Origin of the sequence: Cupriavidus pauculus, assembly GCF_022179805.1 — a bacterium.
GTDB lineage: Bacteria > Pseudomonadota > Gammaproteobacteria > Burkholderiales > Burkholderiaceae > Cupriavidus > Cupriavidus pauculus_E.
This window is the reverse complement of record NZ_BPUO01000006.1, coordinates 165,956-192,450: the sequence shown is the minus strand read 5'-3', so window position 1 is coordinate 192,450 and position 26,495 is coordinate 165,956. Positions and strand designations below refer to the sequence as shown.

At 66.6% G+C, this 26,495-nt stretch carries 23 protein-coding genes; 10 read left to right on the top strand and 13 right to left on the bottom strand.

The genetic code is table 11. The annotated features are described in order from the left end of the window. Positions 1 to 3 precede the first annotated feature (3 nt). The 9 genes from MFF62_RS13965 to MFF62_RS13925 all read left to right on the top strand — a co-directional run bounded on the left by MFF62_RS13965 (position 4) and on the right by MFF62_RS13925 (position 10,685). Entirely contained in the window at positions 4 to 981 is a 978-nt protein-coding gene (locus MFF62_RS13965) for an isoaspartyl peptidase/L-asparaginase family protein (RefSeq protein WP_238263729.1), read from the top strand. Position 982: 1 nt separating this feature from the next. Further along, positions 983 to 2,875, top strand: coding sequence for a dipeptide ABC transporter ATP-binding protein (locus tag MFF62_RS13960; protein ID WP_238263728.1), 1,893 nt, complete (start codon positions 983 to 985; stop codon positions 2,873 to 2,875). 66 nt (positions 2,876 to 2,941) lie between these two features. After that, positions 2,942 to 4,492 carry a glutathione ABC transporter substrate-binding protein GsiB gene (gene gsiB, locus MFF62_RS13955; protein ID WP_238263727.1) on the top strand — a complete coding sequence of 517 codons (1,551 nt, stop codon included), beginning with the start codon at positions 2,942 to 2,944 and terminating at the stop codon, positions 4,490 to 4,492. Between the two features lie 338 nt (positions 4,493 to 4,830). Continuing rightward, complete coding sequence (gene gsiC / locus MFF62_RS13950) at positions 4,831 to 5,751, top strand: glutathione ABC transporter permease GsiC (protein ID WP_238263726.1); 921 nt, start codon at positions 4,831 to 4,833, stop codon at positions 5,749 to 5,751. Positions 5,752 to 5,761: 10 nt separating this feature from the next. After that, positions 5,762 to 6,664, top strand: a complete 903-nt coding sequence (gsiD, locus tag MFF62_RS13945; protein WP_238263725.1) for a glutathione ABC transporter permease GsiD — start codon at positions 5,762 to 5,764, stop codon at positions 6,662 to 6,664. A 4-nt stretch (positions 6,665 to 6,668) separates the two neighbouring features. Continuing rightward, positions 6,669 to 7,688 (top strand): DmpA family aminopeptidase, encoded by a 1,020-nt coding sequence (locus MFF62_RS13940; protein ID WP_238263724.1) that lies wholly within the window; start codon positions 6,669 to 6,671, stop codon positions 7,686 to 7,688. After that, a complete protein-coding gene (locus tag MFF62_RS13935; protein ID WP_238263723.1) occupies positions 7,685 to 8,512 on the top strand; it encodes a M55 family metallopeptidase in 828 nt (275 codons plus the stop codon). Before MFF62_RS13940 ends, MFF62_RS13935 begins: the two co-directional genes overlap by 4 nt. Before the next feature lie 240 nt (positions 8,513 to 8,752). After that, complete coding sequence (locus MFF62_RS13930) at positions 8,753 to 9,499, top strand: hypothetical protein (protein ID WP_238263722.1); 747 nt, start codon at positions 8,753 to 8,755, stop codon at positions 9,497 to 9,499. 82 nt (positions 9,500 to 9,581) lie between these two features. Next, positions 9,582 to 10,685, top strand: coding sequence for a M14 family metallopeptidase (locus MFF62_RS13925; RefSeq protein ID WP_238263721.1), 1,104 nt, complete (start codon positions 9,582 to 9,584; stop codon positions 10,683 to 10,685). A 20-nt stretch (positions 10,686 to 10,705) separates the two neighbouring features. Here the strand turns inward: MFF62_RS13925 and MFF62_RS13920 are convergent, their stop codons facing one another. From MFF62_RS13920 to MFF62_RS13860, 13 genes are all read right to left on the bottom strand, one after another. Continuing rightward, complete coding sequence (locus MFF62_RS13920) at positions 10,706 to 11,608, bottom strand: LysR substrate-binding domain-containing protein (protein WP_238263720.1); 903 nt, start codon at positions 11,606 to 11,608, stop codon at positions 10,706 to 10,708. 170 nt (positions 11,609 to 11,778) lie between these two features. Beyond that, positions 11,779 to 13,005 carry a metal-dependent hydrolase family protein gene (locus MFF62_RS13915; RefSeq protein ID WP_238263719.1) on the bottom strand — a complete coding sequence of 409 codons (1,227 nt, stop codon included), beginning with the start codon at positions 13,003 to 13,005 and terminating at the stop codon, positions 11,779 to 11,781. 14 nt (positions 13,006 to 13,019) lie between these two features. Further along, positions 13,020 to 14,324: an MFS transporter gene (locus MFF62_RS13910; RefSeq protein WP_238263718.1), complete on the bottom strand. Its 1,305-nt coding sequence runs from the start codon at positions 14,322 to 14,324 to the stop codon at positions 13,020 to 13,022. A gap of 159 nt (positions 14,325 to 14,483) precedes the next feature. Then, on the bottom strand, positions 14,484 to 16,028 hold the full coding sequence (locus MFF62_RS13905; protein WP_238263717.1) for a mannitol dehydrogenase family protein: 1,545 nt from the start codon (positions 16,026 to 16,028) through the stop codon (positions 14,484 to 14,486). 74 nt (positions 16,029 to 16,102) lie between these two features. After that, entirely contained in the window at positions 16,103 to 17,314 is a 1,212-nt protein-coding gene (gene manD, locus MFF62_RS13900; protein ID WP_238263716.1) for a D-mannonate dehydratase ManD, read from the bottom strand. Positions 17,315 to 17,366: 52 nt separating this feature from the next. Beyond that, positions 17,367 to 18,905, bottom strand: a complete 1,539-nt coding sequence (locus MFF62_RS13895; protein ID WP_238263715.1) for a UxaA family hydrolase — start codon at positions 18,903 to 18,905, stop codon at positions 17,367 to 17,369. 28 nt (positions 18,906 to 18,933) lie between these two features. Next, positions 18,934 to 19,689, bottom strand: a complete 756-nt coding sequence (locus tag MFF62_RS13890; RefSeq protein WP_238263714.1) for an SDR family oxidoreductase — start codon at positions 19,687 to 19,689, stop codon at positions 18,934 to 18,936. Between the two features lie 32 nt (positions 19,690 to 19,721). After that, on the bottom strand, positions 19,722 to 20,822 hold the full coding sequence (locus MFF62_RS13885; RefSeq protein ID WP_238263713.1) for a mandelate racemase/muconate lactonizing enzyme family protein: 1,101 nt from the start codon (positions 20,820 to 20,822) through the stop codon (positions 19,722 to 19,724). Beyond that, positions 20,819 to 22,222 (bottom strand): TRAP transporter large permease, encoded by a 1,404-nt coding sequence (locus MFF62_RS13880; RefSeq protein WP_238263712.1) that lies wholly within the window; start codon positions 22,220 to 22,222, stop codon positions 20,819 to 20,821. Before MFF62_RS13880 ends, MFF62_RS13885 begins: the two co-directional genes overlap by 4 nt. 12 nt (positions 22,223 to 22,234) lie before the next feature. Beyond that, a complete protein-coding gene (locus MFF62_RS13875; RefSeq protein ID WP_309295906.1) occupies positions 22,235 to 22,849 on the bottom strand; it encodes a TRAP transporter small permease in 615 nt (204 codons plus the stop codon). A gap of 78 nt (positions 22,850 to 22,927) precedes the next feature. Continuing rightward, entirely contained in the window at positions 22,928 to 23,923 is a 996-nt protein-coding gene (locus MFF62_RS13870; RefSeq protein ID WP_238263963.1) for a sialic acid TRAP transporter substrate-binding protein SiaP, read from the bottom strand. 75 nt (positions 23,924 to 23,998) lie between these two features. Then, positions 23,999 to 25,024: an L-idonate 5-dehydrogenase gene (locus MFF62_RS13865; protein WP_238263711.1), complete on the bottom strand. Its 1,026-nt coding sequence runs from the start codon at positions 25,022 to 25,024 to the stop codon at positions 23,999 to 24,001. After that, positions 25,024 to 25,758: a FadR/GntR family transcriptional regulator gene (locus tag MFF62_RS13860; RefSeq protein ID WP_238263710.1), complete on the bottom strand. Its 735-nt coding sequence runs from the start codon at positions 25,756 to 25,758 to the stop codon at positions 25,024 to 25,026. Before MFF62_RS13860 ends, MFF62_RS13865 begins: the two co-directional genes overlap by 1 nt. 354 nt (positions 25,759 to 26,112) lie before the next feature. On the opposite strand from MFF62_RS13860, the gene MFF62_RS13855 reads away from it, so the two are divergent. Further along, on the top strand, positions 26,113 to 26,478 hold the full coding sequence (locus MFF62_RS13855) for an RcnB family protein (RefSeq protein ID WP_238263709.1): 366 nt from the start codon (positions 26,113 to 26,115) through the stop codon (positions 26,476 to 26,478). Positions 26,479 to 26,495: the final 17 nt, after the last annotated feature.

Below are 26,495 nucleotides of genomic sequence, written 5' to 3'. Positions count from 1 at the left end.
CCTATGCCTCAAGCTGTTATCGCCATCCACGGTGGCGCCGGCACGATTACCCGTGCGGCCATGGACGCCAACCGCGAGCGTGAATACACCGCCGCGCTGGAACAGGTGCTGCAGGCCGGCCAGCGCGTGCTGGCCGACGGCGGCAGCGCGCTCGACGCCGTGACCGAAGCGGTGCGCCTGCTCGAAGAATGCCCGCTGTTCAATGCCGGCAAGGGCGCGGTGCTCACGCACGCGGGCACGTACGAACTCGATGCATCGGTCATGGATGGCGCCACGCTGAACGCCGGCGCCGTGGCCTGCGTCAAGCGCCTGCGCAACCCGGTGCTGGCCGCGCGCGCCGTGCTGGAAAAGAGCGAACATGTGCTGTTCGCGGGCGAGGGCGCCGAAGCCTTTGCCGAGGCGCAGGGCCTGGAGCTGGTAGCACCTGACTACTTCTTCACGCAGGCACGCCACGACCAGTGGCTGCGCGCGCAGGGCACCGCCGGCATGGCGCTGCTGGACCACGACGCCGCCACGCTGGCCGCCCAGGCTGCCAAGGCTGCCCAGCCCGATCCGCTCGATGCCGACAAGAAGTTCGGCACGGTCGGCGCCGTGGCCTGCGACGCCAATGGCAACCTGGCCGCCGCCACGTCGACGGGCGGGGTCACCAACAAGCAGGTGGGCCGCGTGGGCGATACGCCAGTGCTGGGCGCCGGCTGCTATGCCGACGACGTGGCCGCGGTGTCTGCCACGGGCACCGGCGAGATGTTCATCCGTACCGCGGCCGCGTTCGACGTGTCGGCCCAGATGCGCTACGCGGGTTTGTCGCTGGAGGAATCGGCGCGCCGCGTGGTCATGGAGAAGCTGACGGCCATCCACGGCCGCGGCGGCCTGATCGCGGTGGATCGTGCTGGCAACGTGACGTTGCCGTTCAACACCGAGGGCATGTATCGCGGCGTGGCCCGCGTCGGCGAACCGGTCAACGTCTGGATCTATGGCTGATATGGCAAGTACTGTTTCCAACCAGGGCATCGTGCTGCCACCCGAGCGCGTGGTGGCCGTGAACAACCTGACCGTGCGCTTTTCCACGTCGGAACGTACCGTCGAGGCGGTGCGCAACCTGTCGTTCCACGTCGACCGCGGCGAAACGCTGGCCGTGGTGGGCGAATCGGGCTCGGGCAAGTCGGTCACGTCGCTGGCGCTGATGCGCCTGGTGGAGCATGGCGGCGGCAAGATCGCCAACGGCGGCATGCTGCTGCGCCGCCGCTCGGGCGAGGTGATGGACCTGGTGAAGTCGTCGGAGTCGACGCTGCGCACCGTGCGCGGCGCGGACGTGGCGATGATCTTCCAGGAGCCGATGACGTCGCTGAACCCGGTCTTCCCGGTGGGCGAGCAGATCGCCGAGTCGATCCGCCTGCACCAGGGCAAGAACAAGGCTGCCGCGCGCGCCGAGGCGCTGCGCATGCTGGAACTGGTGCGCATTCCCGAAGCGCGCCGCGTGCTGGACCGCTTTCCGCACCAGCTCTCGGGCGGCATGCGCCAGCGCGTGATGATCGCCATGGCGCTGTCGTGCAAGCCGGCGCTGCTGATCGCCGACGAGCCGACCACCGCGCTGGACGTGACGATCCAGGCCGAAATCCTGCAGCTGATCCGTAACCTGCAGGCCGAGATGGACATGGGCGTGGTCTTCATCACGCACGACATGGGTGTGGTGGCTGAAGTGGCCGACCGCGTGCTGGTGATGTATCGCGGCGAGAAGGTGGAAGAGGGCACGTCGGACGATGTGTTCCACGCCCCCGCTCATCCGTACACGCGTGCGCTGCTGTCGGCGGTGCCCAAGCTGGGTGCGATGTCGGGCACGGACCTGCCCGCGCGTTTCCCGCTGGTGCAGACCAACGATGCTGGCGCGCCGGTGGCCGAAGTGCCGCAGGACACCGTGCCGGACGGCGCGGCGCCGATCCTGCGCGTGCGCGACCTGGTCACGCGTTTCGACGTGCCGGGCGGGCTGTTCGGCAAGGTCACGCGCCGCGTGCACGCGGTGGAGCAGGTCAGCTTCGACCTGTATCCGGGCGAAACGCTGGCGCTGGTGGGTGAGTCGGGCTGCGGCAAGTCCACCACGGGGCGCTCGCTGCTGCGCCTGGTGGACGCGCAGAGCGGCACCATCGAATTCGCCGGCCAGAACATCAGCAAGATGCAGGGCCCGGCGCTGCAGGCGCTGCGCCGCAATATCCAGTTCATCTTCCAGGACCCGTTTGCGTCGCTGGACCCGCGCGTGCCCGTGGGCTACTCGATCATGGAACCGCTGATGGTGCACAAGGTGGCCAGCGGCAAGGAAGCCGAGGCCCGCGTGGCCTGGTTGCTGGAAAAGGTGGGCCTGACGGCGGCGCATGCGTCGCGCTATCCGCACGAGTTCTCGGGCGGCCAGCGCCAGCGCATCTGCATCGCGCGCGCCCTGGCGCTGAACCCCAAGGTGGTGGTGGCCGATGAGTCGGTATCGGCGCTGGACGTGTCGATCCAGGCGCAGATCGTCAACCTGATGCTCGACCTGCAGCGCGAACTGGGCGTGGCGTTCCTGTTCATCTCGCACGACATGGCCGTGGTGGAGCGCGTGAGCCATCGCGTGGCGGTGATGTACCTGGGCCAGATCGTCGAGATCGGCCCGCGCCGCGCCATTTTCGAGAATCCGCAGCACCCGTACACGAAGAAGCTGATGTCGGCGGTGCCTATTGCCGACCCGGCGCGCCGCCACATGAAGCGCGAGCCGCTGTCCGATGAAATTCCGAGCCCGATCCGCGCGGTCGGCGACGAACCCGTGGTGCAGCCGCTGGTGGCCGTTTCCGGCATTGGCGCGCATGGCCACTTTGTTGCGCGGCACGCCGTTGGCGGCGCCTATTGATGGATCTTGCAGTACCGAAGTTTGCGTATTTCTGTGTATTCCTGCTTTCCCGATAGAGGAGAAGAGATGTCCAAGGTTTCTTTCCGGCTGATGGCCGGTGCTGCTGCCGTCGGCGCCATGGGTATGCTGGCTGCCGCCCCGGCGTTTGCCGCCAAGGATGCGGTGATGGCCGTGTACTCGACGTTCACCACGCTCGATCCGTACGACGCCAACGACACGCTGTCGCAGGCCGCCACCAAGTCGTTCTACCAGGGCCTGTTCGGCTTCGACAAGGACATGAAGCTGGTCAACGTGCTGGCCGAAAGCTACGACGTCAGCAAGGACGGCCTGGTCTACACGTTCAAGCTCAAGAAGAACGTCAAGTTCCACGACGGCACCACGTTCGACGCCACGGCCGTCAAGGCCAACCTGGACCGCGTGACCGATCCGGCCAACAAGCTCAAGCGCTACACGCTGTTCAACCGCGTGGCCAAGACCGAGGTGGTTGACCCGTACACCGCCCGCGTGACGCTCAAGGAGCCGTTCTCGCCGTTCATCAACGTGCTGGCTCACCCGTCGGCCGTGATGATCAGCCCCACCGCGCTGAAGAAGTACGGCAAGGAAATCGCCTTCCACCCGGTGGGCACCGGCCCGTTCGAGTTCGTGGAATGGAAGCAGACCGACTACCTGAAGGGCAAGAAGTTTGCCGGCTACTGGAAGACCGGCTATCCGAAGATCGACACGATCACCTGGAAGCCCGTGGTCGACAACAACACGCGTTCGGCCGTGATGCAGACCGGCGAAGCTGACTTTGCGTTCAGCATTCCGTTCGAACAGGCCGCCGTGCTGAAGGCCAACGCGAAGGTGGACATGATCGACGGCCCGTCGATCATCCAGCGCTACCTGTCGCTGAACACCACGGTCAAGCCGTTCAACGACCCGAAGGTGCGCCAGGCCATCAACTACGCGATCAACAAGGATGCGCTGGTCAAGGTGGCGTTTGCCGGCCATGCCGTGCCGGCCGACGGCGTGGTGCCGCATGGCGTGGACTATGCCGAGAAGCTGGGCCCGTGGCCGTACAACCCGGCCAAGGCGCGTGAGCTGCTGAAGGAAGCCGGCTACCCGAACGGCTTCGAGACCACGCTGTGGTCGGCCTACAACCACACCACCGCGCAGAAGGTGATCCAGTTCGTGCAGCAGCAGCTGCAGCAGGTGGGCATCAAGGCCCAGGTGCTGGCACTGGAAGCCGGCCAGCGCGTGGAGCGCGTGGAATCGGTGCAGAAGCCGGAAGAAGCCGGCGTGCGCATGTACTACGTGGGCTGGTCGTCGTCGACCGGTGAATCGGACTGGGCGCTGCGTCCGCTGCTGGCATCGGAATCGATGCCGCCGAAGCTGCTGAACACCGCGTACTACAAGAACGACCAGGTGGATGCCGACATCGCCGGCGCCCTGCGCACGACCGACCGCGCCGAGAAGGCCAAGCTGTACAAGGACGCGCAGCAACGCATCTGGAACGACGCACCGTGGGCCTTCCTGGTGACCGAGAAGGTGCTGTACGCCCGCTCGAAGCGCCTGTCCGGCGCCTTCGTGATGCCCGACGGCTCGTTCAACTTCGACGAAATCGACATCAAGCAGTAAGCGGGTAAGCGTTATCCCCTTCGCTTGGTTTTCTCCCCTCTATCTCCGGGAGAGGGGCCGGGGGAGAGGGCAGACAGCTCAAATTGCGACTAGTTGGCAAGCAGAACCGCCTGGCCCTCACCCCCAACCCCTCTCCCGCACGCGGGAGAGGGGAGCAGCAAAGCAGTAGCAGTTGGCAGTACCGCAGTAGCAGTGCTTTGAAGTGGTAGCAGTCGCGGTAAGCAGTTCCCATAACAAGCTGTTCATAAAGCGGTAAGCCGAGAGGCCGCCTGTCCGTGTATGCGGGGTGAAAGGGCGGGCGGCCACCGGTCTCATATCTCTGGTTTTCTGGTGTCAGGATGCTGAATTACTTCCTCAAACGATTTCTGGGCGTCATACCGACAATGCTGCTGGTGGCAGTGCTGGTATTCCTGTTCGTCCACATGCTGCCCGGCGATCCGGCGCGGCTGGCCGCAGGCCCGGAAGCCGATCAGGCCACCGTCGAGCTGGTGCGCAAGGACCTCGGGCTCGACCGCCCGATGCACGAGCAGTTCGTGCGCTTCTTCACGAATGCCCTGCAGGGAGAGTTCGGCACGTCGCTGCGCACCAAGCGCCCGGTTTCCGAGGAAATCGGCGAGCGCTTCCTGCCCACGCTCTACCTGACCATCTCGTCGATGATCTGGGCCGTGATCTTCGGCATGACCATCGGCATCAGCTCGGCCGTGTGGCGCAACAAATGGCCCGACCGCCTGGGCATGACGCTGGCCGTGTCGGGCATCTCGTTCCCGGCGTTCGCGCTGGGCATGCTGCTGATGGAAGTTTTCTCGGTGCAACTGGGCTGGCTGCCGTCGATTGGCGCCGATAGCTGGAAGCACTACATCCTGCCGTCGCTGACGCTGGGTGCCGCCGTGGCCGCCGTGATGGCGCGCTTCACGCGGGCGTCGTTCATCGAGGTGCTGCAGGAAGACTTCGTGCGCACCGCGCGCGCCAAGGGCGTGCGCGAGACCGTGGTGGTGATCAAGCACACGCTGCGCAACGCCATGATTCCCGTGGTGACGATGATGGGTCTGCAGTTCGGCTTCCTGCTGGGCGGCTCGATCCTGGTCGAGAAGGTGTTCAACTGGCCGGGCCTGGGCCGACTGCTGGTCGACGCCGTCGAGATGCGCGACTACCCGGTGATCCAGGCCGAAGTGCTGCTGTTCTCGCTCGAATTCATCCTGATCAACCTGGTGGTGGACATGCTCTACACCGTGATCAACCCCACCATCCGCTACAAGTAAGGAGGCTGACATGACCGAGCTTTCCACGTCCGCCACTCCCACACCCGCCGCCGCTCCCGAGGCTGTCCGCACGCCCTGGACCGAGTTCTGGCGCAAATTCCGCAAGCAGCACCTGGCGCTGGCCGCCGGTGCCTTCGTGCTGCTGCTGGTGGTGATCGCCGTGCTGGCGCCGCACATCGCGCCGTACGATCCCGAAAACTTCTTCGACTACGACGCGCTGAACGCCGGCCCGTCGATGGCCCACTGGATGGGGGTCGACTCGCTGGGCCGCGACATCTTCAGCCGCATCCTGGCTGGTACGCGCATCTCGCTGGCCGCCGGCTTCTTCTCGGTGATCCTCGGCGCCATCATCGGCACCGTGCTGGGCCTGATGGCCGGTTACTACGAAGGCTGGTGGGACCGCATCGTCACGCGCCTGTGCGACGTGCTGTTCGCCTTCCCGGGCATCCTGCTGGCGATTGCCATCGTGGCCATCCTCGGCAACGGCATGGTCAACGTGATCATGGCCGTGGCCGTGTTCAGCGTGCCCGCGTTCGCGCGGCTGGTGCGCGGCAATACGCTGATGCTCAAGGGGCTGACCTATGTGGAAGCCGCGCGCAGCATCGGGGCATCGGACTGGACCATCCTGATGCGCCATATCCTGCCGGGCACCGTGTCGTCCATCGTCGTGTATTTCTCGATGCGGATCGGTACGTCGATCATCACGGCCGCCGGCCTGTCGTTCCTGGGCCTGGGCGCCCAGCCGCCGACGCCGGAATGGGGCGCGATGCTCAACGAGGCGCGCGCCGACATGGTGACCGCGCCGCACGTGGCCATCTTCCCGAGCCTGGCGATCTTCCTGACCGTGCTGGCGTTCAACCTGCTGGGCGACGGCCTGCGTGACGCGCTGGACCCGAAGATCGACCGCCGCTGATTCCATGTCGAACGCTCCCATCGTCGGTACGTTTCCGGCCGGCCCGCGCAACGCCATCACCGACGTGCCCGGGGTGACGGTCGGGCACTGCACGCTGGCCGATGGCGCCTGCCAGACCGGCGTGACGGTGATCCGGCCGCATGCCGGCAACGTTTACGTCGACAAGGTGCCGGCCGCGGCCACGGTGTTCAACGGCTTCGGCAAGAGCATCGGCCTGGTGCAGGTGGATGAACTTGGCGTGCTGGAAACGCCCATCGCGCTGACCAATACGTTCAGCGTCGGCGCGCTGGCCCAGGCGCAGATCGGCGTGGCGATTGCCGAGAACCCCGAGATCGGCCGCAAGTGGCCCACCGTCAATCCGCTCGTGTTCGAGTGCAACGACGGCTTCCTCAACGACATCCAGGCCATGGCCGTGCAGTCGCGCCACTACGACGCGGCGCTTGCGGCGGCCGGTGCCGAAGTGGCGCAGGGCGCGGTTGGGGCAGGGCGTGGCATGTCGTCGTTTGGCGCCAAGGGCGGCATTGGCACGGCCTCGCGTGTGGCCGGCGGTTATAGCGTCGGGGCGTTGGTGCTGTCCAACTTCGGCACCCCGGAGTCACTGGTGTTTGCCGGTCGGCAGCTTGGCGCTGCGCTCGACGCGCGGCTCAAGCAGCCCGCCGAGCCAGAAAAAGGCTCGATCATCATGATCGTGGCCACCGATGCGCCGCTCGATGCGCGGCAGTTGCGCCGCCTGTCGATGCGTGCCGGCACCGGGCTGGCGCGCACCGGATCGATCTACGGCCATGGCTCGGGCGATATCGCGCTGGCGTTCACCACTGCCTATACCGTCCCGCACCTGACCGATGCGCCGATGCCGGCCGTGTCGATGGTTCACGAATCAAAGCTCGATCCGCTGTTCCGCGCTGCCGCCGACTGCGTCGAGCAGGCCATCGTGCATGCGCTGTGGCATGCCGAAACCGTTCACGGCCGCGATGGCCATACCCGCCGCGCGTTGCGCGATCTGTTGCCTGACCTGACTGCATGAAGATCCTGATTTCCGCTGATATCGAGGGCGTGGCCGGTGTATTCCACGCCGAGCAGACGCGCGCCGGCAATGGTGAGTACGAACGCGCCCGCGCCTGGATGACCGCCGAGGCCAACGCGGCCGTGCAGGGCGCTTTCGCCGGCGGGGCTACCGCGGTGCTGGTCAACGACTCGCACGGCGGTTTCCGTAACCTGCTGCCCGACCAGATCGACCCGCGCGCGCAACTGGTGCTGGGCAAGCCCCGCTACCTGAGCATGATGGCCGGCGTCGAGCAGGACTGCGACGGCGTGTTCATGATCGGCTACCACGGCCGCGCGCAGAGCCGTGGCGTGCTGGCCCATACGATCAACAGCGGCGCGTTCGCACGTGTCTGGTTCAACGGACTGGAACTGGGCGAGGCCGGCATCTACGCGGCACTGGCCGGCGAGTTCGACGTGCCGGTGCTGATGGCGAGCGGCGACGACGTCTTCATCGCCGAAACCCAACCGCTGATGCCGTGGGTGCGCTACGTGCAGACCAAGACGGCGGGCGGGCAGGGCAGCGGCACGACGCTGTCGCCAGCCGCCGCGCGCGAAGCCATCGCCCAGGCCGCCGAGGCCGTCACGCGCCAGGCCATCGCGCATCCTGAGGCCCGCTGCCTGGAACTGTCCGGCCCGGTTACCTGCCGCCTGCAAACGCAGACGACCGCGCATGCCGACCTGTTCTGCCAATGGCCGACGTTTGAACGTGTGGATGGGGTGACGCTGTCGTTCACGGCCCCGACCGTGCAGGCGGCTGTGCGGATGTTGAACTGCTGCTCGGCGATGTCGTTTATGTTGAAGTAAGCGTTTCATCCACCTGTTTGGTTTTCTCCCCTCTCCCTCTGGGAGACCCTCTGGGAGAGGGGCGGGGGAGAGGGCCGGCGGTGCAAACTGCGACTTGTCGGCAAGCAGAACCGCATTGCCCTCACCCCCAACCCCTCTCCCGCAAAGCGGGAGAGGGGAGAAAGACATCAGGCGGCCATGCGGTGTGGGCAGTCAAATCAGTGGGACAATACCCCCCGTTTTTCCCACCATCACCCTCCAATGACCGCACCCCTGCCCGGGAGCTGGATTCCCGTTCGCAAGGACTTCGTCGATCCGTCCGCCACGCGGTGCCATGCCCGCAGCGCCAAGGGCGGTCGCCATCACGGCTTTCCTGACGGCCACGGCTGGATCCTGCGTGGACCGGATGGCCACGAATACCCGTTCGGCCTGGAATGCGCGCGCGCCACGCTGGCTGTACCGGGTATGCTCGACCAGGTGCCCGACTACACCGAGCGCGATGCGATCAAGCGCGTCGATGCGGCGTTTGCCGATATGCCGCGCCGCAAGCCCACAGCGGCCGAGCTTGAGCTGCAGCGCCGCAATGCTGCCACGCGCTATGTCGTGCTGCGCATGGAAAAGGTGGCCGGCGTGCCCCGGGTGCAGCCGACCGTGCGGTTTCCGGCACTCGAAGAGCTTTACCAGCAGATCCTGGCCGCACGGCCGCTGTCGCATGCGCAGGTGCAGCGCGTGCTGGCCATCGAGCGCAGCGCCGCCACGCCGCCCAAGCTAAAGGCGCTGAACCTGCTCGATGTCTATACCGCGCACGTCAAGCTGGAATGGCTGATCGCCAGCGCCAATCGCGATGACCGCATACGTTTTCTGCGCAGCCTGCATGACTGGCTGGCCAGACATCTGGTGCTGTCCGCCGCGCAGATCGAGGCGGCGGGCATCGTCATGCATCCGCACGCGTTCCGGTCGGCCTGGCCCAGCGACGGCGAGCCGGGCGGACCCGCCGAACGGTTCTGAGCGGGCGGCGCCGGCTGGCATTCGGTGGCCGATTGGCGTTACATTGGAAGCACCCCCACTCGGCCCAGGCCAACTTCCCGCCATGCCTGCCAGCTCCACGTCGCACGTTTCGCCCGTTGCACGGTACTTTGCGCGCAGTTATGCCGAGGCCAGGCAGAAGTTCCTGGATGCCGCACGTGGATGCGGCGCCGCACTGACCGAGTTTCCGCATCCGACCGAGGTGGGCCGCGACGGCGAGACGCTGGCGATGGACGTGGCGTGGCTGGGCGCGCAAGATGCGCCGCGTGTACTGCTGGTGACGTCGGGTACGCACGGCGCCGAGGGCTTCTGCGGGTCGGGTGCGCAGGTGGCGATGCTGGCCGATACCACGCTGCACGCCGACTGCCGCCGCGCGGGCTGGGCGCTGATGTTCGTGCACGCGGTGAATCCGTACGGGTTCTCACACCTGCGCCGCGTGAACGAGGACAACGTCGACCTGAACCGCAACTTCATGGACTTCGACCGTCCGCTGCCGCTCAATCCGGCCTATGCCGAGGTGGCGCCGCTGCTGCTACCCGCACAATGGCCGCCGTCCTGCGACGAGCACACGGCGCTGATGGCCACCGTGGCGCAAAAGGGCATGGCCTGGTACCAGGCGGCGGTTAGCGCCGGGCAATATCAGGATGCCGCCGGCATGTTCTTCGGCGGCCAGAAAGCCACGTGGAGCAACTACACGCTGCGCCGCATCTTGGCGCGCTTCGGCGCCGGCCGCACCACGCTGCGCTGGATCGACGTGCATACCGGCCTGGGCCCATGGGGTTATGGCGAGCCGATCTACATGGGCCCCCAGGCGCCCGCGCAACTTGAGAAGACCCGGGCGATCTGGGGCGGCAGCGTCACGTCGATCTACGATGGCTCGTCAACCTCGGCCAACCTGAGCGGGCTGGCCTGGCATGCGGTGCCGCAGACGCTGCCGTCGGTCGACTACGCGGGCATCGCGCTCGAATTCGGCACGCTGCCGCTACCGGAAGTCCTCGATGCCTTGCGCGGCGACCACTGGCTGCATGTGCATCCGGAAGCCGACGAGAATCAGCGCTCGCTGATCGGGCAGGCCATGTGGCGTGCGTTCTATGGCGATGCCGACGACTGGCGCGACGGCGTGGTGACGCAGGTGACCGACGCCGTGCGCAAGGCCATGGCCGGCTGACCGGCTATGGAGTCACGCGGTCACGCGTCGGCGCCGCTTTCCTCGATCAGCCATTGGCGGAACGCGCGCGCCGCCGCCGGCTCGGCCCGGTCGCGCGGCCACACTACATAGTAGCCGCCGCCCAGCGACGCGCTGGCGTCGCAGGCGCGCGCCAGCAGGCCCGCCGCCAGGCAGCGGTCGATCATGTGGCGCCACGCCAGCACGATGCCCTGGCCTTCGATGGCCATCTGGACCAGCACGGGGTAGGTATTGGCCACGAGTTCGCGCTCGAAGCGGGTTTCGCGCAAGCCATTGCGGGCAAACCACGACGGCCACGACATCCAGATGCGCTGCGCGTCTTCCAGCACCAGCAACGATTCGCGGGGCAGGTCGGATACCTTCAGTTGCCGGCCGTTCAGGTACGACGGCGCGCAAACCGGAAAGACTTCCTCGTCATAGAGCCGTTGTGCGGCGATGCCGCTCGGGGCGCCTTCGCGCAGGTAGTACAGCCCGACATCGAAGTCGGTGCCCGACAGCGACGCCAGGCCGTCGTTGACCACGAGCCGCACACGAAAGTCGGGATGCCGCGCGCGAAACGCGGCCAGGCGCGGCGTGAGCCAGAGCACGGCCACGCCGGACGAGCAGGCCACGGTCAGTTCGACCTGGCCCTTGCGCTTCATCACGTCCTCGGTGGCTTCGGCGCAGCGCACCAGCAGGCGTTGCACCTGCTCGGCATATTGCTGACCGCTCACGGTCAGGCGCAGCGCGCGCGGTTCGCGGATAAAGAGTTTCTTGCCCAGGAAGCGTTCAAGCTGGGCTACCTGGCGGCTGATGGCGCTCTGCGTCAGATGCAGTTCGGCCGCAGCCTTGGTGAAGCTGCCGTGCCGCATGGCCGATTCAAAGGCGACCAGACAGGGCAACGGCGGGAGCGGGGTGATGCGCATTGGCGTGAATCATTGGCGGGAACTTGGAGCCAATGATAGACGCAAGCGGCGTGCCAAAGGTGGGACGTTGGTGGTGATTGGCGGGCTGGCCCTCACCCCCGGCCCCTCTCCCGCGTTGCGGGAGAGGGGAGCACACCCACGGCGGGGGAGAGGGCCAGCCTTTCGTACCCTTACGCGTTATGAATCCGTCCAGCCTGCATCACCATGCCGATACGCGCATTGGGCCCAGCCAGCACGCCAATATCGGTCAGCGGATCGCCATCCACCACCAGCACATCGGCAATCGCGCCAGCCGCAATCACGCCCAGCTCACCCTCACGCTGCAAAATCTCGGCTGCAATCGACGTAGCCGAGCGCACGGCTTCCGCATTGCCCAGCAATTCCGCGCGGATCAAGAATTCCTCGGACTGGTACTGGTGCATCTCGCCCAGCAGGTCGGAACCGAAGCCCATCGGCACGCCGGCTTCGGCATAGATGGCCAGCGAGTTGCGGCCAGCCTGGCGCACGGTTTCGATCTTGGCCACGGAATCGGCCGGCAGGCCCAGGCGCTCGCCGTCGCGGGCCAGCGCGTCGTAGGTGATCAGCGTTGGCACCACGTAGGCGCCATGCTCGCGCATCACGCGGGCGGCTTCGGCATCGACGAGGTTGCCGTGCTCGATGGTGCGCGCGCCGCATCGCACGGCACGCATGATCGCGCGTGGCGTGTAGGCGTGGGCCATGACGTAGGTCTGCGCGGCTTCCGCCTCGGCCACGATGGCGCGGATCTCGTCTTCGCTGTACTGGGTGTTGCCGATGGGATCGGTCGGCGATGCCACGCCGCCCGAGGCCATGATCTTGATCTGCGTGGCGCCTTTCTGGATTTCTTCGCGCACGGCCAGACGCACCGCGTCCACGCCATCGACCACGCGGGCGATGGCACCGGCACGGAACGCGCAGGAGCAGGGCTCCAGCGTGTCGGAGCGCGGGCGGAAGTCGCCGTGGCCGCCGGTCTGCGACAGCGCCTTGCCCGACGGGAAGATGCGCGGGCCGGGAATCAGGCCCGTGGCCACCGCCTGGGACAGGCCCCAGTCAGCACCGCCGGCATCGCGCACGGTGGTGAAGCCGCGCTCCAGCATGCCACGCATGATCGGCATGGCGCGGAACGCCACCAGCACGTTGGGCTGCACCGCGTTCAGGCCCAGGTTGGCCAGCGACGCCAGCACGTGCACGTGCAGGTCGATCAGGCCCGGCATCACGGTCTTGCCGGCCACGTCCACCACCTTGGCCTGCGGGGCGTGGATCGGGGTGGGGCTGACGTCGACGATGCGCTCGCCGTCGATCAGCACATCGTGGCGCGGCAGCAGCGCACCGCGCACGGGGTCGAGGACGTTGCCGCCCTGGAGCAGAATCTGGGTCATTGTGGGTTACGTCTTTACTTCTGTTGCAGGTAGGCGGGCTCGCGCACCAGGCGCGTGCCGGCAAAGCTGATGGCGGCTGCGATCATCACGTAGATGGCCGGCGCCATGGTGCTGCCCGTGGTGGCGATCAGCCACGTGATGAAGAACGAGGCGAAGCCGCCGAAGATGGTCACCGCCAGGTTGTAGGCCACCGACAGGCCCGTGGACAGCACCTTGGCCGGGAACAGCTCGGCGAAGGCGGCCAGGATCGGGCCGGTGTAGGCGGCGATCAGCACGCCGAACACGATCTGGAACACCAGCAGCGAGCCCAGGCCCGGCGCGTGGTTGATGTAGGCGAACATCGGCCACGCCAGCACGAAGATCAGCGCGGCAGCGCCCGACAGCAGGCCGCGACGGCCCACGCGGTCGGCCAGCATGCCGACGATGGGTGCGAACACCATGATCGCCATGCCACCGGCCATGCCCGCGATGAAGCCGGTCGATTGCGGCACCTTGAGCACCTTCACGGCGTAGGTCGGCATGTAGAACAGCAGCACGTAGGTGCAGACCGTCCACAGGATCACCATCGAGAAGCTGGCGGCGGTCTGGCGCGGATAGTCGCGCAGCACCTCGGTCAGCGGCGAATCGGTCTTGTCGGTGGTGGCCTGGAACGTGGGGGTTTCTTCCAGGTTGTGCCGGATGTAGAAGCCGACCGGGCCGATGATCATGCCGATCAGGAACGGCAGGCGCCAGCCCCAGCTATTCAGCGCTTCGGTGCTGAGCGTGGACGTGACGAACGTGCCCACGGCTGCGCCCAGCAGCACGGCCACGCCGATGCTGGCCTGGATCCAGCTCGAATAGTAGGCGCGCTGTTTCTCGGGTGCGTATTCGGTCAGGAATGCGGTGGCCCCGCCCATTTCGCCGCCGGCCGAGAAGCCCTGCATCAGCCGCGCGATCACGATCAGCATCGGCGCGAACACGCCGATCTGGTCATAGGTGGGGGCGATGCCGATCAGCGTGGTGCCGGCCGCCATCAGCAGGATGGTCAGCGACAACGCGGCCTTGCGGCCCACGCGGTCGGCGTAGACGCCGAGGATGATGCCGCCCACTGGTCGCATGAAGAAGCCCACGCCGAACGTGGCCACGGCCAGCAGTAGCGACGAGAGGTCGTTCCCGGTGGGGAAGAAAAGTTTGGCGATGATCACGGCGAAGAAGCTGTACACCGTGAAGTCGAACCATTCGAGTCCGTTGCCGATCACCGTGGCGATGATGGCGCGGCGGCGTTGACTGGCCCCGATGGTGGGCGCGGTCTCCGCAAAGGCGGGGGCGCTGGCTTGCATGTCTCTCTCTCCCTGTTTGGCAGAACGCTGGGAAGCCTTTTTATGTCAGGCTCTGGCCGATGTTAGGGGCGTCTGGTGTGACGCGAGAAACGATATCTGCGCATGTACGCATGACGCCAGCGCATGCGTGGGGTGCGGCTGGCGTCTGCTTGTATCGCGCTAGGCCGCCTCGTTCACGCGGGACAGGGCGCCAGTCACGCCATGCGCGCACAGCAGTTCAAGCTGCGCGGCCACGTTGTCGACGAACACCGCCGACTGGCCCAGATCGCCAAAGACCGGCGCGAACCCGGTGATGGTTTGCACGCGCATGCGCTCGCGTGTGCGGGCATCGAACAGTTTTTCGGACTGGCGCGCGGCGTCGGCCATCACGGCGGCCAGCGGCTGCGCCAACGGGTCTTCCACCTGAAACGCGTTGCCTGCCTCGTCGTAGCCGCGCAGGAAGTGCAGCCACGCGGCCACGCCCAGCGCCAGGCGCGTGAAGGGTTGCCCCGCCGCGATGCGGTCGCGGATCGGCGCCAGCAGCCGTTGCGGAATCTTCTGCGAGCCGTCCATGGCGATCTGGCGCGTGCGATGGCCCAGCGCCGGGTTGCTGAAGCGTGCCAGCAGGCTGGCGCGGTAGGCGTCCACGTCGAGCCCCGGCAACGGCGGCAGCGTGGGCTGCGTCTCGCGTGCCATGGCCTCCGAGATAAATGCCTGCACGGCCGGCTGCGCGATCACGCGATCGGTGGTCTGCCAGCCGGCCAGCACGCCCATATACGCCATCATCGACTGGCTGCCATTGACCAGCCGATGCTTGAGCACTTCGAACGGCTTGGCGTCCGTCACGAACTGCGCGCCGCCGGCTTCCCAGCGCGGGCGCCCGGCGGCAAAGCGGTCCTCGATCACCCACTGGAAGAACGGCTCGCCGATCACGGGCCAGGCATCGTAGAGCCCCAGCGCGCGGGACACGTGTGCCACGTCGTCGATGGTGGTCTTGGGCACGATCCGGTCGACCATCGTGTTCGGGAACGTGCAGCGTGCCACCCAGTCGTGCAGGGCCGGGTCGACGTCGGCGCAGAACGCCAGCAGCACGCGGCGCAGCGTGTCGCCATTGCTGGCCAGGTTGTCGCAGGACAGCAGCGTGACCGGGCCGAGCCCGCGTTCCATGCGCCGCCGCAGGCCGAATGCCAGGTAGCCGATGGCGGTGACCGGATGCGACACCCCGGAAATGTCCTCGACGATGCCGCGATCGGTGCGGTTCAGCTCGCCGGTGGCGGGGTCGTGGCAGTAGCCCTTTTCGGTGACGGTCAGGCTGACGATGTGGGTGTCGCGGTGCGCAATGCGGTCCAGCACGATCTCGGGATCTTCCTCGGCTACGAGCACGTCCAGCACGGCGCCGATGACCTGCAGCGTCTCGGCGCTGGCGCTGCGCAGTGCCAGCGTGTACAGGCCATCCTGGGGCTTGAGCGCGTCGCGCGTGTCGGGGCGGCGCAGCGACACGCCGATGATGCCCCAGTGCAGGCCATCGTTGTCGCCCACCTTGCCCGCCGCCTCGATGGCGGCCTCGGTGATCTCCGCCTGATGGCCCCGATGGAAGGCGCCCACGCCCAGGTGCACGATGCCGGCGCGCAGGTTGTCACGCGCGTAGGTGGGGCGCCGCACGTCGGCGGGCAGCGCACCGAGCCGGCCGGGATGCAGGCGGGGCAACTGTTCGATATCGCTCATCGTGGTCTCCTCGTGGATTGCCTGCCTGCGCGGCGTTTTTCGGACTGTCCCGCTATCCGTGCGCTATCAGTCCGCTACCAGTGCCACAACGTGCCGTCGTGGGCCAGCCGGTTCACCGGCAGGTATGCCCGCTGATACGGATACTTTGCGGCCAGCTTCTCGTCGATGTCCACGCCATGGCCCGGCGCGTCGCCCGGGTACATCATGCCGTCCTGGAACGTGTACGCGTGCGGGAACACGGCGTCGGTCTCCTCGGTGTGGCGCATATATTCCTGGATGCCGAAGTTCGGCACCCAGATATCGAAATGCAGCGCCGCGCCCATGCAGGCCGGCGACAGGTCCGTAGCACCGTGGCAGCCCGTGCGCACCTGGTGCATCGCCGCAAAGTCGGCAATGCGGCGCAAATGGGTCACGCCGCCCGCGTGGACCACCGTGGCACGAATATAGTCGATCAACTGTTCCTCGATCAGCGTCTTGCAGTCCCAGATGCTGTTGAAGATCTCGCCCACCGCCAGCGGCGTCACCGTGTGCTGGCGGATCAGGCGGAACGCGCGCTGGTCCTCGGCGGGCGTGGCGTCTTCCATCCAGAACAGCCGGAACGGCTCCAGCGACTTGCCCAGCCGGCCGGCCTCGACGGGCGTCAGGCGATGGTGTACGTCGTGCAGCAGGTGGATGTCCGGGCCTACGGCGTCGCGTACCTTGTCGAACAGCTTCGGCGTATGGTCCAGGTAGCGCTCGGTGCTCCAGTCGTGTTCGGACGGCAGGTTGGCGTCGGCCGGCTCGTAGAACAACCGGTCGCGCGACACGCCGTAGACCTTGTTCAGCCCCGGCACGCCCGACTGCGCGCGAATGGCCTTGTAGCCCATTTCCTTGTAGCGCAGCACCTCTTCCACGGTGTGGGCGATGTCGCTGCCGTTGGCGTGGCCGTAGACCATCACGCCGGTGCGGCTCTTGCCGCCCAGCAACTGGTACAGCGGCAGGTTGGCGGCCTTGGCCTTGATGTCCCACAGCGCGGTGTCGACGGCCGCGATGGCGCTCATCGTCACCGGGCCGCGCCGCCAGTAGGCGCCACGATACAGGTATTGCCAGATGTCCTCGATCTGGTGCGCGTCGCGCCCGATCAGGCACGGAATCACGTGGTCTTCGAGGTAGCTGACCACGGACAGCTCGCGGCCGTTCAGCGTGGCGTCGCCGATGCCGGTCAGGCCTTCGTCGGTTTCGATCTTGAGCGTGACGAAATTGCGTCCCGGGCAGCAGACGATGACGCGCGCGTTGGTGATCTTCATGCGGGGTCTCCGGAGATCCAGCGGGGGTTCACGGTTTCACGGGTTCACGGCTTTACATCACGGCGCCGAGCGCCCAGGGTACGAATTCGTTCTGGCCGTAGCCGTGCTGCTCGCTGCGCGTGCGGCGGCCCGACGCCGTTTCCAGCATCAGCCGGAAGATCTCCGCGCCCTTGCTGGCGATGGTGGCATCGCCGTCCAGGATGTCGCCGCAGTTGATGTCGATGTCCTCGGACTGGCGCTGCCACAGCGCGTTGTTGGTGGACAGCTTCAGCGATGGCGATGGCGCGCATCCATAGGCCGAACCCCGGCCCGTGGTGAAGCAGATCAGGTTGGCGCCGCCCGCCACCTGGCCCGTGGCGGAAACCGGGTCATAGCCCGGGGTATCCATGAAGACCAGGCCGTGCGCGCGCACGGCTTCGGCAAATTCGACCACGTCGACCAGGTTGGTCGTGCCGCTCTTGGCCACGGCGCCCAGCGATTTCTCCAGGATCGTGGTCAGCCCGCCGGCCTTGTTGCCGGCCGACGGGTTGTTGTCCATGCTGCCGGCATTGCGCGCGGTGTACGACTCCCACCAGTGGATGCGCGCGACCAGTCGGTCTGCCACGGCGGCCGACACCGCGCGGCGCGTGAGCAGGTGCTCGGCGCCATAGATCTCGGGCGTCTCGGACAGGATGGCCGTGCCGCCCTGGGCCACCAGCAGGTCGACGGCCGCGCCCAGCGCCGGATTGGCCGTGATGCCCGAATAGCCGTCGGAGCCGCCGCACTGCAGCCCCACCATCAGGTGCCGGGCCGGTACCGGCGTGCGCGTGACGCGGTTGGCATCCTCCAGCAACGCCTGCACCACGCCGATGCCGCGCGCCACGGTCTTGGCCGTGCCGCCGGTGTCCTGGATGTTGAAGCTGTGCAGGCACGGACCATCGGCCAGCGTGGACAGGCCCGGCTCGGCCAGCAGACCGTCGATCTGGTTGGTCTCGCATCCCAGTCCGACCACCAGCACCGCTGCGAAATTGGGGTGCCGCGCATAGCCGGCCAGCGTGCGGCGCAGCACGCGCAGGTTTTCGCCGTCGCTGTCGGTGGCGCACCCGGCGCCATGCGTCAGCGCCACCACGCCGTCCACGTTGGGGTAGGGCGCCAGCGCCTCGGGGTGGATCTCGCGCCGGAAGTGATCGGCAATCGCGCGCGCCACGGTGGCGGAGCAGTTCACCGACGTCAGGATGCCGATGTAGTTGCGCGTGGCAATGCGGCCATCGGCGCGCACGATGCCGTCGAACGTGGCCACGTCGGTTGCCATGGCGGTGGCGTGCGCGTCGCTGCCCGACGCATAGTCGCGCGCGAAGTCGCCCATCGCCAGGTTATGGGTATGCACGTGCTGGCCCGGCGCGATGGCCTGGCGGGCAAAGCCGATGATCTGGTTGTAGCGCCGCACGGGCGCGCCCTCGGCAATGGCGCGCACCGCGACCTTGTGGCCGGGCGGCACCATGCTGGCCACGGTCACGCCTTCCTGGTGCAGGACGGTGCCAGGCAAGAGCTGACGGCAGGCGATGACGATATCGTCGGCGGGATGGATGCGGATCACTGCCGGTGCTGACATGCGTGGGCTCCCGGATGGGTGATGAGATTCAGTTGGACCAGCCGCCGTCGATGACCTGCGCGGTGCCGGTGGTGAAAGCCGCGTCGTCCGACGCCAGGTACACGGCCAGTGCGGCGATCTCGCTGGCGGTGCCGATGCGGCCCATCGGCTGACGCGCGATGAAATCGGCTTCCACCTGCGCCAGCGTGCGGCCGCTGGCCGAAGCCTGGTTGCCAATGCGCTGGCGCAGCGACGGCGACTCCACGGTGCCCGGGCAGATGGCATTGCAGCGGATGCCGCGCGTGATGAAATCGGCCGCCACGGCCTTGGTCATGCCAATCACGGCCGCCTTGCTGGCGCCGTAGACGAAGCGGTTCGGCGCGCCCTTGATGCTGCCGGCCACCGACGCCATGTTGATGATCGACCCGCCGCCGGCGTCGAGCATGGCCGGCAGGAACGCGCGCATCATGCGGTACATCGCGCGCACGTTGAGGTTCATCGAAAAGTCGAAGGCGTCATCGTCGCAGTCCAGGATCGTGCCGTGATGCACGAAGCCCGCGCCGTTGAACAGCACGTCGATACGCCCGATCTGGCGCGCGGCGTCCGCCACGGCCGCGCCGTCGGTCACGTCGAGCCGCAGCGTCCGGCAGTGGGGCAGTGCGGCCAGCTCGGCCAGCGCCTCGGCATTGATATCGGCGGCAAACACGTGTGCGCCTTCGCGCAGGAACGCTTCGGCCGTGGCGCGGCCGATACCCTGGCCCGCTGCCGTTACCAGTGCGATCTTGCCGGCGAGTCGTTGCGACATGTATGGCTCCTTGGGGGGTGGATTTGCGGGGATCAGGAAATGGTGAAGCGCGCGCTGGCGCTGCGTCCGATGGCCTGCCAGTCCCAGTCGATGCCGAGGCCGGGCGTGGCCGGCGGGCGGGCACGACCACGCTCGATCTCGACGCGGCTGTGCGTGATGGCGTCGAGCTGCGGGATGTATTCGAGCCATGACGCATTGGGCACCGCCGCGCACAGCGACACGTGCAGTTCCATCAGGAAATGCGGGCAGATCGACACGTTGCAGGCTTCGGCCATGTGAGCGACCTTGAGCCACGGGGTAATGCCGCCCACGCGTGCCACGTCGGCCTGCACCACCGCGCACGCGCCCTGGCGCAGGTAGTCGGCGAACTGGGTGGTCGAGTACAGCGATTCGCCCACGGCAATCGGTACATTGCCGCTGGCGGCCAGCCGGGCGTGGCCAGTCAGGTCGTCGGCGGGCAACGGTTCCTCGAACCAGTCGACGTGCAGCGCGCTGTAGTACGGCGCCCGGCGGATGGCTTCGGCCGTGGTTAAGCACTGGTTGGCATCGATCATGATCGAGAAATCGTTGCCGACGACGTCGCGCACGGCCGTCAGCCGTTCGATGTCTTCCTGCAGGCGCTTGCCGACCTTGATCTTGGCGCCCAGCAAGCCCGCGTCGAGCGCGGCGGCTGTGGCGCCGACCAGCTCGTCGGTGGACAGGTGCAGCCAGCCGCCCTCGGTGGTGTACACGGGCACCTCGTGCTGGGCGCCGCCTGCGGCGATCCACAGCGGCTGGCCGTCGCGGCGGCAGCGCCAGTCCCACAATGCCGTGTCGATGGCGGCCATGGCGAGACTGGTGATGGCGCCGACGGCCGTGGCATGCGTGCTGAAGTACAGCGTGCGCCAGAGATATTCGATGCGCTGCGGGTCCGCGCCGATCAACTGCGGCAGCAGGTGGTCGCGCAGCAGCGCGATGACCGACGAGCCGCCGGTGCCGATGGTGTAGCTGTAGCCGGTGCCTTCGCTGCCATCGTCGCAATGAATGCGCACGATCGGCGTTTCCTGGACGACGAACGCCTGGATCGCATCGGTGCGCACCTTCTCTGGCGCCAGGTCTACCTGGATCAGTTCGATGTGGGTGATCCGGGTCATTTGCTGCCTACCAGGCCAGGTAGCCAGAGCACGATCTGGGGCACGTACGTGATGGCGATCAGGGTCAGGAATAGCGGAATCAGCCACGGCAGGATGGCCACCGTGGTGCGCTCCACCGACAGCTTGGCCACGCGCGCCAGCACGAACAGCACCATGCCCAGCGGTGGGTGCAGCAGGCCGATCATCAGGTTGAGCGTCATGATCAGCCCGAAGTGGATCGGATCGATGCCGAGCTTGAGCACGATGGGCAGCAGAATGGGCACCAGGATCGTGATGGCCGCCGTGGTATCGATGAAGCAGCCCACGATCAGGATCAGCACGTTGGCCAGCAGCAGGAACACCCATTTGCTCTGCGTGAAGCCCAGGATCGCGTCGGTCAGCGCCTGCGCGGCCTGGCTGGTGGTCAGCAGCCACGCAAAGATCGACGCCGCCGTGACGATGAACAGCACCGACGCGGTAGTCTCGATGGTGTCGAGCGTGGCCTTGGCCAGCGCGCGCATCGTCATCGAGCGGTAGCGCACCAGGCCCAGGAACAGCGCCCAGATCACGGCGGCCACGGCGGCCTCGGTGGGCGTGAACCAGCCCAGCGTCATGCCGCCGATCAGGATCACCGGCGCCATCAGCGCCATCACGGCCGAGAAGTCGAAGTACCAGTCCAGCGCCAGCAGCACGATCAGCGCGATCATGGCAGCCATGTTGGTCGACACGCCGGCGTGCACGGCCAGCCAGATCGCCATCGGAAAGGCCAGCACGACGACGATCTCGATGGTGGCCGCGCCAAGCAGCTTCCACGAGAACGCCGTGTCGCCGCCCCAGCCGCGCCGGTGGGCAATCCACGCCACGGTGGCCATCATGAACAGCGTCAGCACCAGGCCCGGCACGATGCCGGCCAGGAACAGCGAGCCGATCGACACGTTGGCCATCATGCCGTAGATCACGAACGGCAGCGACGGCGGGATGATCGGCCCCAGTGTGGCCGATGCCGCCGTCACGCCCACCGCGAACTCGGTTTCATAGCCATGGTCCTTCATGGCCTTGATCTCGATGGTGCCCAGGCCCGCCGCGTCGGCAATGGCGGTGCCGCTCATGCCCGAGAAGATCACCGAGCCGATGATGTTGACGTGGCCCAGACCGCCGCGCATCCAGCCCACCAGTGCCACCGCGAAGTTGTAGATGCGGCCGGTGATGCCGGCTACATTCATCAGGTTGCCGGCCAGGATGAAGAACGGCACGGCCAGCAGCGGAAAGCTCTCCACGCCGGAAATCATGCGCTGGGCCAGAATCACGTCGGGCACGGTGCCGCTGGCCCAGATATAGAACAGCGACGCCAGCGCCATCGATATGGCCACCGGCATGCCAATCAGCATCAGCAGCAGGAACGATGCAATCAGGATCCACATGCCTGTTGCTCCTTAGTCGTCAGACGATTCGAAGGCTTCTGGGCGTTCCAGGATCGAGAAGCCGTTGCGCCAGTTCTGCCAGGTCACCTGGATGGACCGGCCCAGCATCAGCACGAAGCCCGCCAGCGTGATCCAGTAGACGTGGCCCTTGTTCCAGTCGATGGTGGTCATTGGTTCGTCGCCCACGATGCCGATGTACTTCCAGACCAGGTAGGCGGCGTACGCCAGGAAGGCAGTGCGCAGCAGGTCGACCAGCGTGGACAGCGCGCGGGCCGGGCCGTGCGGCAGATAGCGGTAAATCAGGTCTACCTGGATATGGCGGCTCTTGCGCACGCACATCGACGCGCCGATGAACACCACGCCGATCAGGCAGTAAGTAGCCAGTTCCTCGGTCCAGGCGAGCGAGTCGTTCATCACGTAGCGAGTGAAGAACTGCATGAAGACCAGCAGCGTCATGACCCAGAACAGCCCCACGGTGAACCAGTCCTCGGCGGCATAGCCGGTCAGGTCCACCGGCTGCGCGTCGGCTTCCTCGAAGCTGTGGACGATCTCCTCGACCGAGGTCATGTGCGGTGCGCCTTCAGGCTCGGGCGCATCGCCACGGATGGCTTGGGAACGCATTTCCATCGGGTTCTCCGATTTGCTTTTGCTCCCCTCTCCCGTGATAGCGGGAGAGGGAGCCAAACGTCAGTCGGTCAGTTCACATCACTTCACCGCCTGGATCTTTTCCCAGTCGGCCTTGCGATAGCCCTGTGACTCCACGCTGACGTTCTTCAGCACGGCTTCGCGGTATTCCGGAATGCTGACCTCGGTCACCGTGATGCCTTTCTGCTTGAACACCGCCACCAGTTCCTTCTCGCGCGCCACCACGTCGGCCGTGGCCTTGGCGGCGGCTTCCTGCATTACCTCGCCGAACATCTTCTGTTCCGGCGCGGACAGCTTCTTCCACAGCGCGCCGGACACGATGGTGTTCAGGTGGTCGACGATATGGCCGGTCAGCACGATGTACTTCTGCACCTCATAGAACTTCTTCGCCTCGATCGTGGTGAGCGGGTTTTCCTGCGCTTCCACGGTGCCGTTCTGCAAGGCCAGGTAGACCTCGGCGAACGCGATGGGCGACGTGTTGACGCCGCAGGCGCGCGGCATGGCCAGGTAGGCCGGCACGTCGGGCACGCGCATCTTGAGGCCCTTCATCTCGGTGCAGTGCGAGAACGCCTTGTTCGACGTGGACTGCCGCGTGCCGTAGTAGGTGGTGGCAAGGATGTGGTTGCCGGTCTTCTGCTCGTAGCCGGCGGTCAGTTCCTTGTAGATGTCGCTCTTCGTATAGGCCAGCAGATGGTCGGGGCCGCGGAAGATATACGGGTAGTAGGTCACGCCGATGCGCGGAAACGACTTGGCGGCAAAGCTGGAGCCCGAGATGATGATGTCCACGGTGCCCATGGCCAGGCCCTGGTTGATGTCGTTTTCCTTGCCCAGTTGCGACGCCGGGAAGACATCGATCTGGTACTTGCCGTTGCTGCGCTTCTTGATCTCGTCCGCTGCCCAGACCGACCACTTGTGGAACGGTTCGGACGTTTCATAGACGTGGGCCCATTTGAGCTTGATCGGGGCCGCCTGCTGGGCAAGGGCGGGGGTGGTCAGCGTGGCGGCAAGCAGCAGGGCCGCACCGAGCATGGACTGGAACTGCCGGCGACGAAGCATCATGCGTGTCTCCTGTTTCGGTGGAAATGCCGCCGGCCTTATTGTGGTGGCCGGTCGGTGTGCGAAGGCAAAACCTCACCCGGTCAACTGCACCTTGGTACTGCGGGTCTTGTCGGCGGCCAGCCGGAAGGCGTCCACGGCCTGCGCCAGCGGCAACTGGGCCGACAGCAGCGGACGCACATCGAGCCGACGGCTGGTCAGGTACTGCACCGACCAGTCGAATTCGCGGCCAAAGCGGAAGGCGCCCACGTAGTCGAGTTCGCGCGCCATGATGCTGTTAGCAGGAAAGTGCAGGCCTTCGGCCGGCAGCGTGCCGACCTGGACAATGCGGCCGCCGCGCCGCGTGGCCGCCAGGCACGTGGCCAGCGCCGCCGCGCTGCCGGCCGCTTCCAGGCTGATGTCGGCGATGTCCTGCAATTCGCTGGCCGGTACTTCGGTGGAGAGGATCGTGTGGTCCGCGCCGACTGACGCGGCCACATCCAGCGGCCGCTGCGCGATGTCGCACACGATGATGCGCGCCGCGCCGGCCAGCCGCGCGGCCATCACGGTCAGGCTGCCGATGGTGCCGCCGCCGGTGACCAGCACCGTCTTGCCCATCAGGTCGCCGGCGCGATGCACGCCGTGCAGCGCCACCGAAAGCGGCTCGGCAAACGCGAGTTCGCCCAGCGAGATATCGGAGTCCACGGGCGTAAGTTGCTGCTCGTGCATCGGGAAGTGCTGACGGAACATGCCCTGCACGTGCGGATACACGCTGGCGCTGCCCAGGAAACGCATGTTGCGGCACAGGTTGTCACGCCCCGCGCGGCAGTAGTCGCACTGGCCGCAGGCATGCGACGGGTTGATCGCCACCTTCATGCCCGGCGCCACGCGCGTCACCGCGCTGCCCACGGCTTCGACGATGCCCGATGCCTCGTGCCCCGGTGTCAGCGGTTCCTTGATCACGAACGCGCCAACCTTGCCGTGGAAGTAGTAGTGCAGGTCGGAGCCGCAGATGCCGGCGGCGCCCAGCCGAACCAGTACGTCGTGCGGACCGGGCACGGCCGGTTCCACCTCGGTGAAGCGCAGGTCTTCACTGGCATGGATATGACAGGTCAGGGACATCAGGACTCCTCGCTGAGCGCTTTCGCGTCCTTGGCGTGGCCGGGCCATGCCGCATAGAAACGGTTGTGCGACAGTTCCAGGTGATCGCACATGGCGGCACGCGCCGCGTCAGGTGCGCCCGAGGCGACGGCCGCTACCACGGCACGGTGCTCGGCAATGGCCGCGGTCCAGCTATCGGCATTCTCGAAGTGGTTGCCGAACTGGGCGAATAGCGGGTTATGGCGTTCGTCGAACAACTCCGCCACCAGGCGCAGCAGCACGGCGTTTTCAGAGACTTCGGCAATGCGCAGGTGAAACATGCGGTCGCCGCGTACGGGGATGTTCCCGCCGCCGGCTTCTTCTTCCATCAGGGCGATGGACTCGCCCAGTGCCTCCAGCAACGCGGCCGTGCAATGGCGGGCGGCACCGGCGGCCATCTCGCCTTCGATGACCTGGCGCGCGCGAATCACGTCCAGCGGAGGCGCGGCGATGATGCTGCCGGCGGTGGCCGGCGGGGTGGCACTGGCCGCGCAGGCATAGATGCCCGATCCCATGCGAACCTCGACCAGTCCTTCCACTTCCAGCGCAATCAGTGCCTCGCGCACCGAGGGGCGCGAGACGCCCAACTGCACGGCCAGGTCGCGCTCCGGCGGCAGGCGCGACCCGACGGGAAACTCGCCGCCTTCGATAAGCCGGCGCAACTGGTCGGCGATCTGGCGGTACAGGCGACGCGGTTCGATCTGCTGAAGCGGCATGGGCAACCCCGGGCAAACAGCGGACAAATGGTCAAGCGGTCAGACCAATTTTTAGGAGACATTGCGCAGCCCTTCAAGGAAAAGTTGTGGCGCGCCGCAACATACCCACCGCTGCAATTCGCGGCGCGACTGCATGCCAAAACTACCCGCGCCGGAACGAAACTGGTAAATATTCCATTCCGGGCGATGGTTTGATGTCGGCCGGCAAGTCTTTGAATTCACTGGAGAAATCGGATCTGGAAGGGCGCTGCGCCGGGCAATGTCTTCATGCGGGCCCCGCATTTGCTACTAAGCTGTGTTGGGACTGTCCGGTTCGCGGGCAGTCTGACGTGTTCCATCTGTGAGGAGATCACGATGAAGACGAAGACGTTAATACCCGCCGTCCTGGTCGCCGCCGGCATGCTGGCCATGCCATTCGCACAAGCCCAGCAACAGAAACCCATGCCCCAGGGCAGCCGGTCGTCGTCCGGCGCCATGGCGCCCAGTCAGTCGGCCGGATCACAACCGATGGGTGCGCAGTCGCCATACGCACCGCAGAAATGGAGCAAGGGTGACAAGCTGCCGACCGAATTCCGCGACCGGCAGTATGTGATCGACAAGTACAAGGACTACAATCTGCCCGCGCCCAAGAAGGGCTATCACTGGGTGGGCGTTGGCGCCGACTACTACCAGGTGTCGTCCAACGGCACGATCTATTCGGTGGGGGCCGGAGGCAGCTGATTCGAGCCGCCGCTGAA

What these genes read in the sequence shown, in the direction of transcription:
- MFF62_RS13940 (WP_238263724.1), top strand. Translation starts at nt 6,669, where the DNA reads ATGTCGAACGCTCCCATCGTCGGTACGTTTCCGGCCGGCCCGCGCAAC.
- MFF62_RS13910 (WP_238263718.1), bottom strand. Translation starts at nt 14,324, where the DNA reads ATGCAAGCCAGCGCCCCCGCCTTTGCGGAGACCGCGCCCACCATCGGG.
- MFF62_RS13865 (WP_238263711.1), bottom strand. Translation starts at nt 25,024, where the DNA reads ATGTCCCTGACCTGTCATATCCATGCCAGTGAAGACCTGCGCTTCACC.
- MFF62_RS13920 (WP_238263720.1), bottom strand. Translation starts at nt 11,608, where the DNA reads ATGCGCATCACCCCGCTCCCGCCGTTGCCCTGTCTGGTCGCCTTTGAA.
- MFF62_RS13925 (WP_238263721.1), top strand. Translation starts at nt 9,582, where the DNA reads ATGCCTGCCAGCTCCACGTCGCACGTTTCGCCCGTTGCACGGTACTTT.
- MFF62_RS13930 (WP_238263722.1), top strand. Translation starts at nt 8,753, where the DNA reads ATGACCGCACCCCTGCCCGGGAGCTGGATTCCCGTTCGCAAGGACTTC.
- MFF62_RS13855 (WP_238263709.1), top strand. Translation starts at nt 26,113, where the DNA reads ATGAAGACGAAGACGTTAATACCCGCCGTCCTGGTCGCCGCCGGCATG.
- MFF62_RS13905 (WP_238263717.1), bottom strand. Translation starts at nt 16,028, where the DNA reads ATGAGCGATATCGAACAGTTGCCCCGCCTGCATCCCGGCCGGCTCGGT.
- MFF62_RS13875 (WP_309295906.1), bottom strand. Translation starts at nt 22,849, where the DNA reads ATGGAAATGCGTTCCCAAGCCATCCGTGGCGATGCGCCCGAGCCTGAA.
- MFF62_RS13890 (WP_238263714.1), bottom strand. Translation starts at nt 19,689, where the DNA reads ATGTCGCAACGACTCGCCGGCAAGATCGCACTGGTAACGGCAGCGGGC.
- manD (WP_238263716.1), bottom strand. Translation starts at nt 17,314, where the DNA reads ATGAAGATCACCAACGCGCGCGTCATCGTCTGCTGCCCGGGACGCAAT.
- MFF62_RS13885 (WP_238263713.1), bottom strand. Translation starts at nt 20,822, where the DNA reads ATGACCCGGATCACCCACATCGAACTGATCCAGGTAGACCTGGCGCCA.
- MFF62_RS13895 (WP_238263715.1), bottom strand. Translation starts at nt 18,905, where the DNA reads ATGTCAGCACCGGCAGTGATCCGCATCCATCCCGCCGACGATATCGTC.
- gsiC (WP_238263726.1), top strand. Translation starts at nt 4,831, where the DNA reads ATGCTGAATTACTTCCTCAAACGATTTCTGGGCGTCATACCGACAATG.
- MFF62_RS13870 (WP_238263963.1), bottom strand. Translation starts at nt 23,923, where the DNA reads ATGCTTCGTCGCCGGCAGTTCCAGTCCATGCTCGGTGCGGCCCTGCTG.
- gsiD (WP_238263725.1), top strand. Translation starts at nt 5,762, where the DNA reads ATGACCGAGCTTTCCACGTCCGCCACTCCCACACCCGCCGCCGCTCCC.
- MFF62_RS13960 (WP_238263728.1), top strand. Translation starts at nt 983, where the DNA reads ATGGCAAGTACTGTTTCCAACCAGGGCATCGTGCTGCCACCCGAGCGC.
- MFF62_RS13965 (WP_238263729.1), top strand. Translation starts at nt 4, where the DNA reads ATGCCTCAAGCTGTTATCGCCATCCACGGTGGCGCCGGCACGATTACC.
- MFF62_RS13935 (WP_238263723.1), top strand. Translation starts at nt 7,685, where the DNA reads ATGAAGATCCTGATTTCCGCTGATATCGAGGGCGTGGCCGGTGTATTC.
- MFF62_RS13880 (WP_238263712.1), bottom strand. Translation starts at nt 22,222, where the DNA reads ATGTGGATCCTGATTGCATCGTTCCTGCTGCTGATGCTGATTGGCATG.
- gsiB (WP_238263727.1), top strand. Translation starts at nt 2,942, where the DNA reads ATGTCCAAGGTTTCTTTCCGGCTGATGGCCGGTGCTGCTGCCGTCGGC.
- MFF62_RS13915 (WP_238263719.1), bottom strand. Translation starts at nt 13,005, where the DNA reads ATGACCCAGATTCTGCTCCAGGGCGGCAACGTCCTCGACCCCGTGCGC.
- MFF62_RS13860 (WP_238263710.1), bottom strand. Translation starts at nt 25,758, where the DNA reads ATGCCGCTTCAGCAGATCGAACCGCGTCGCCTGTACCGCCAGATCGCC.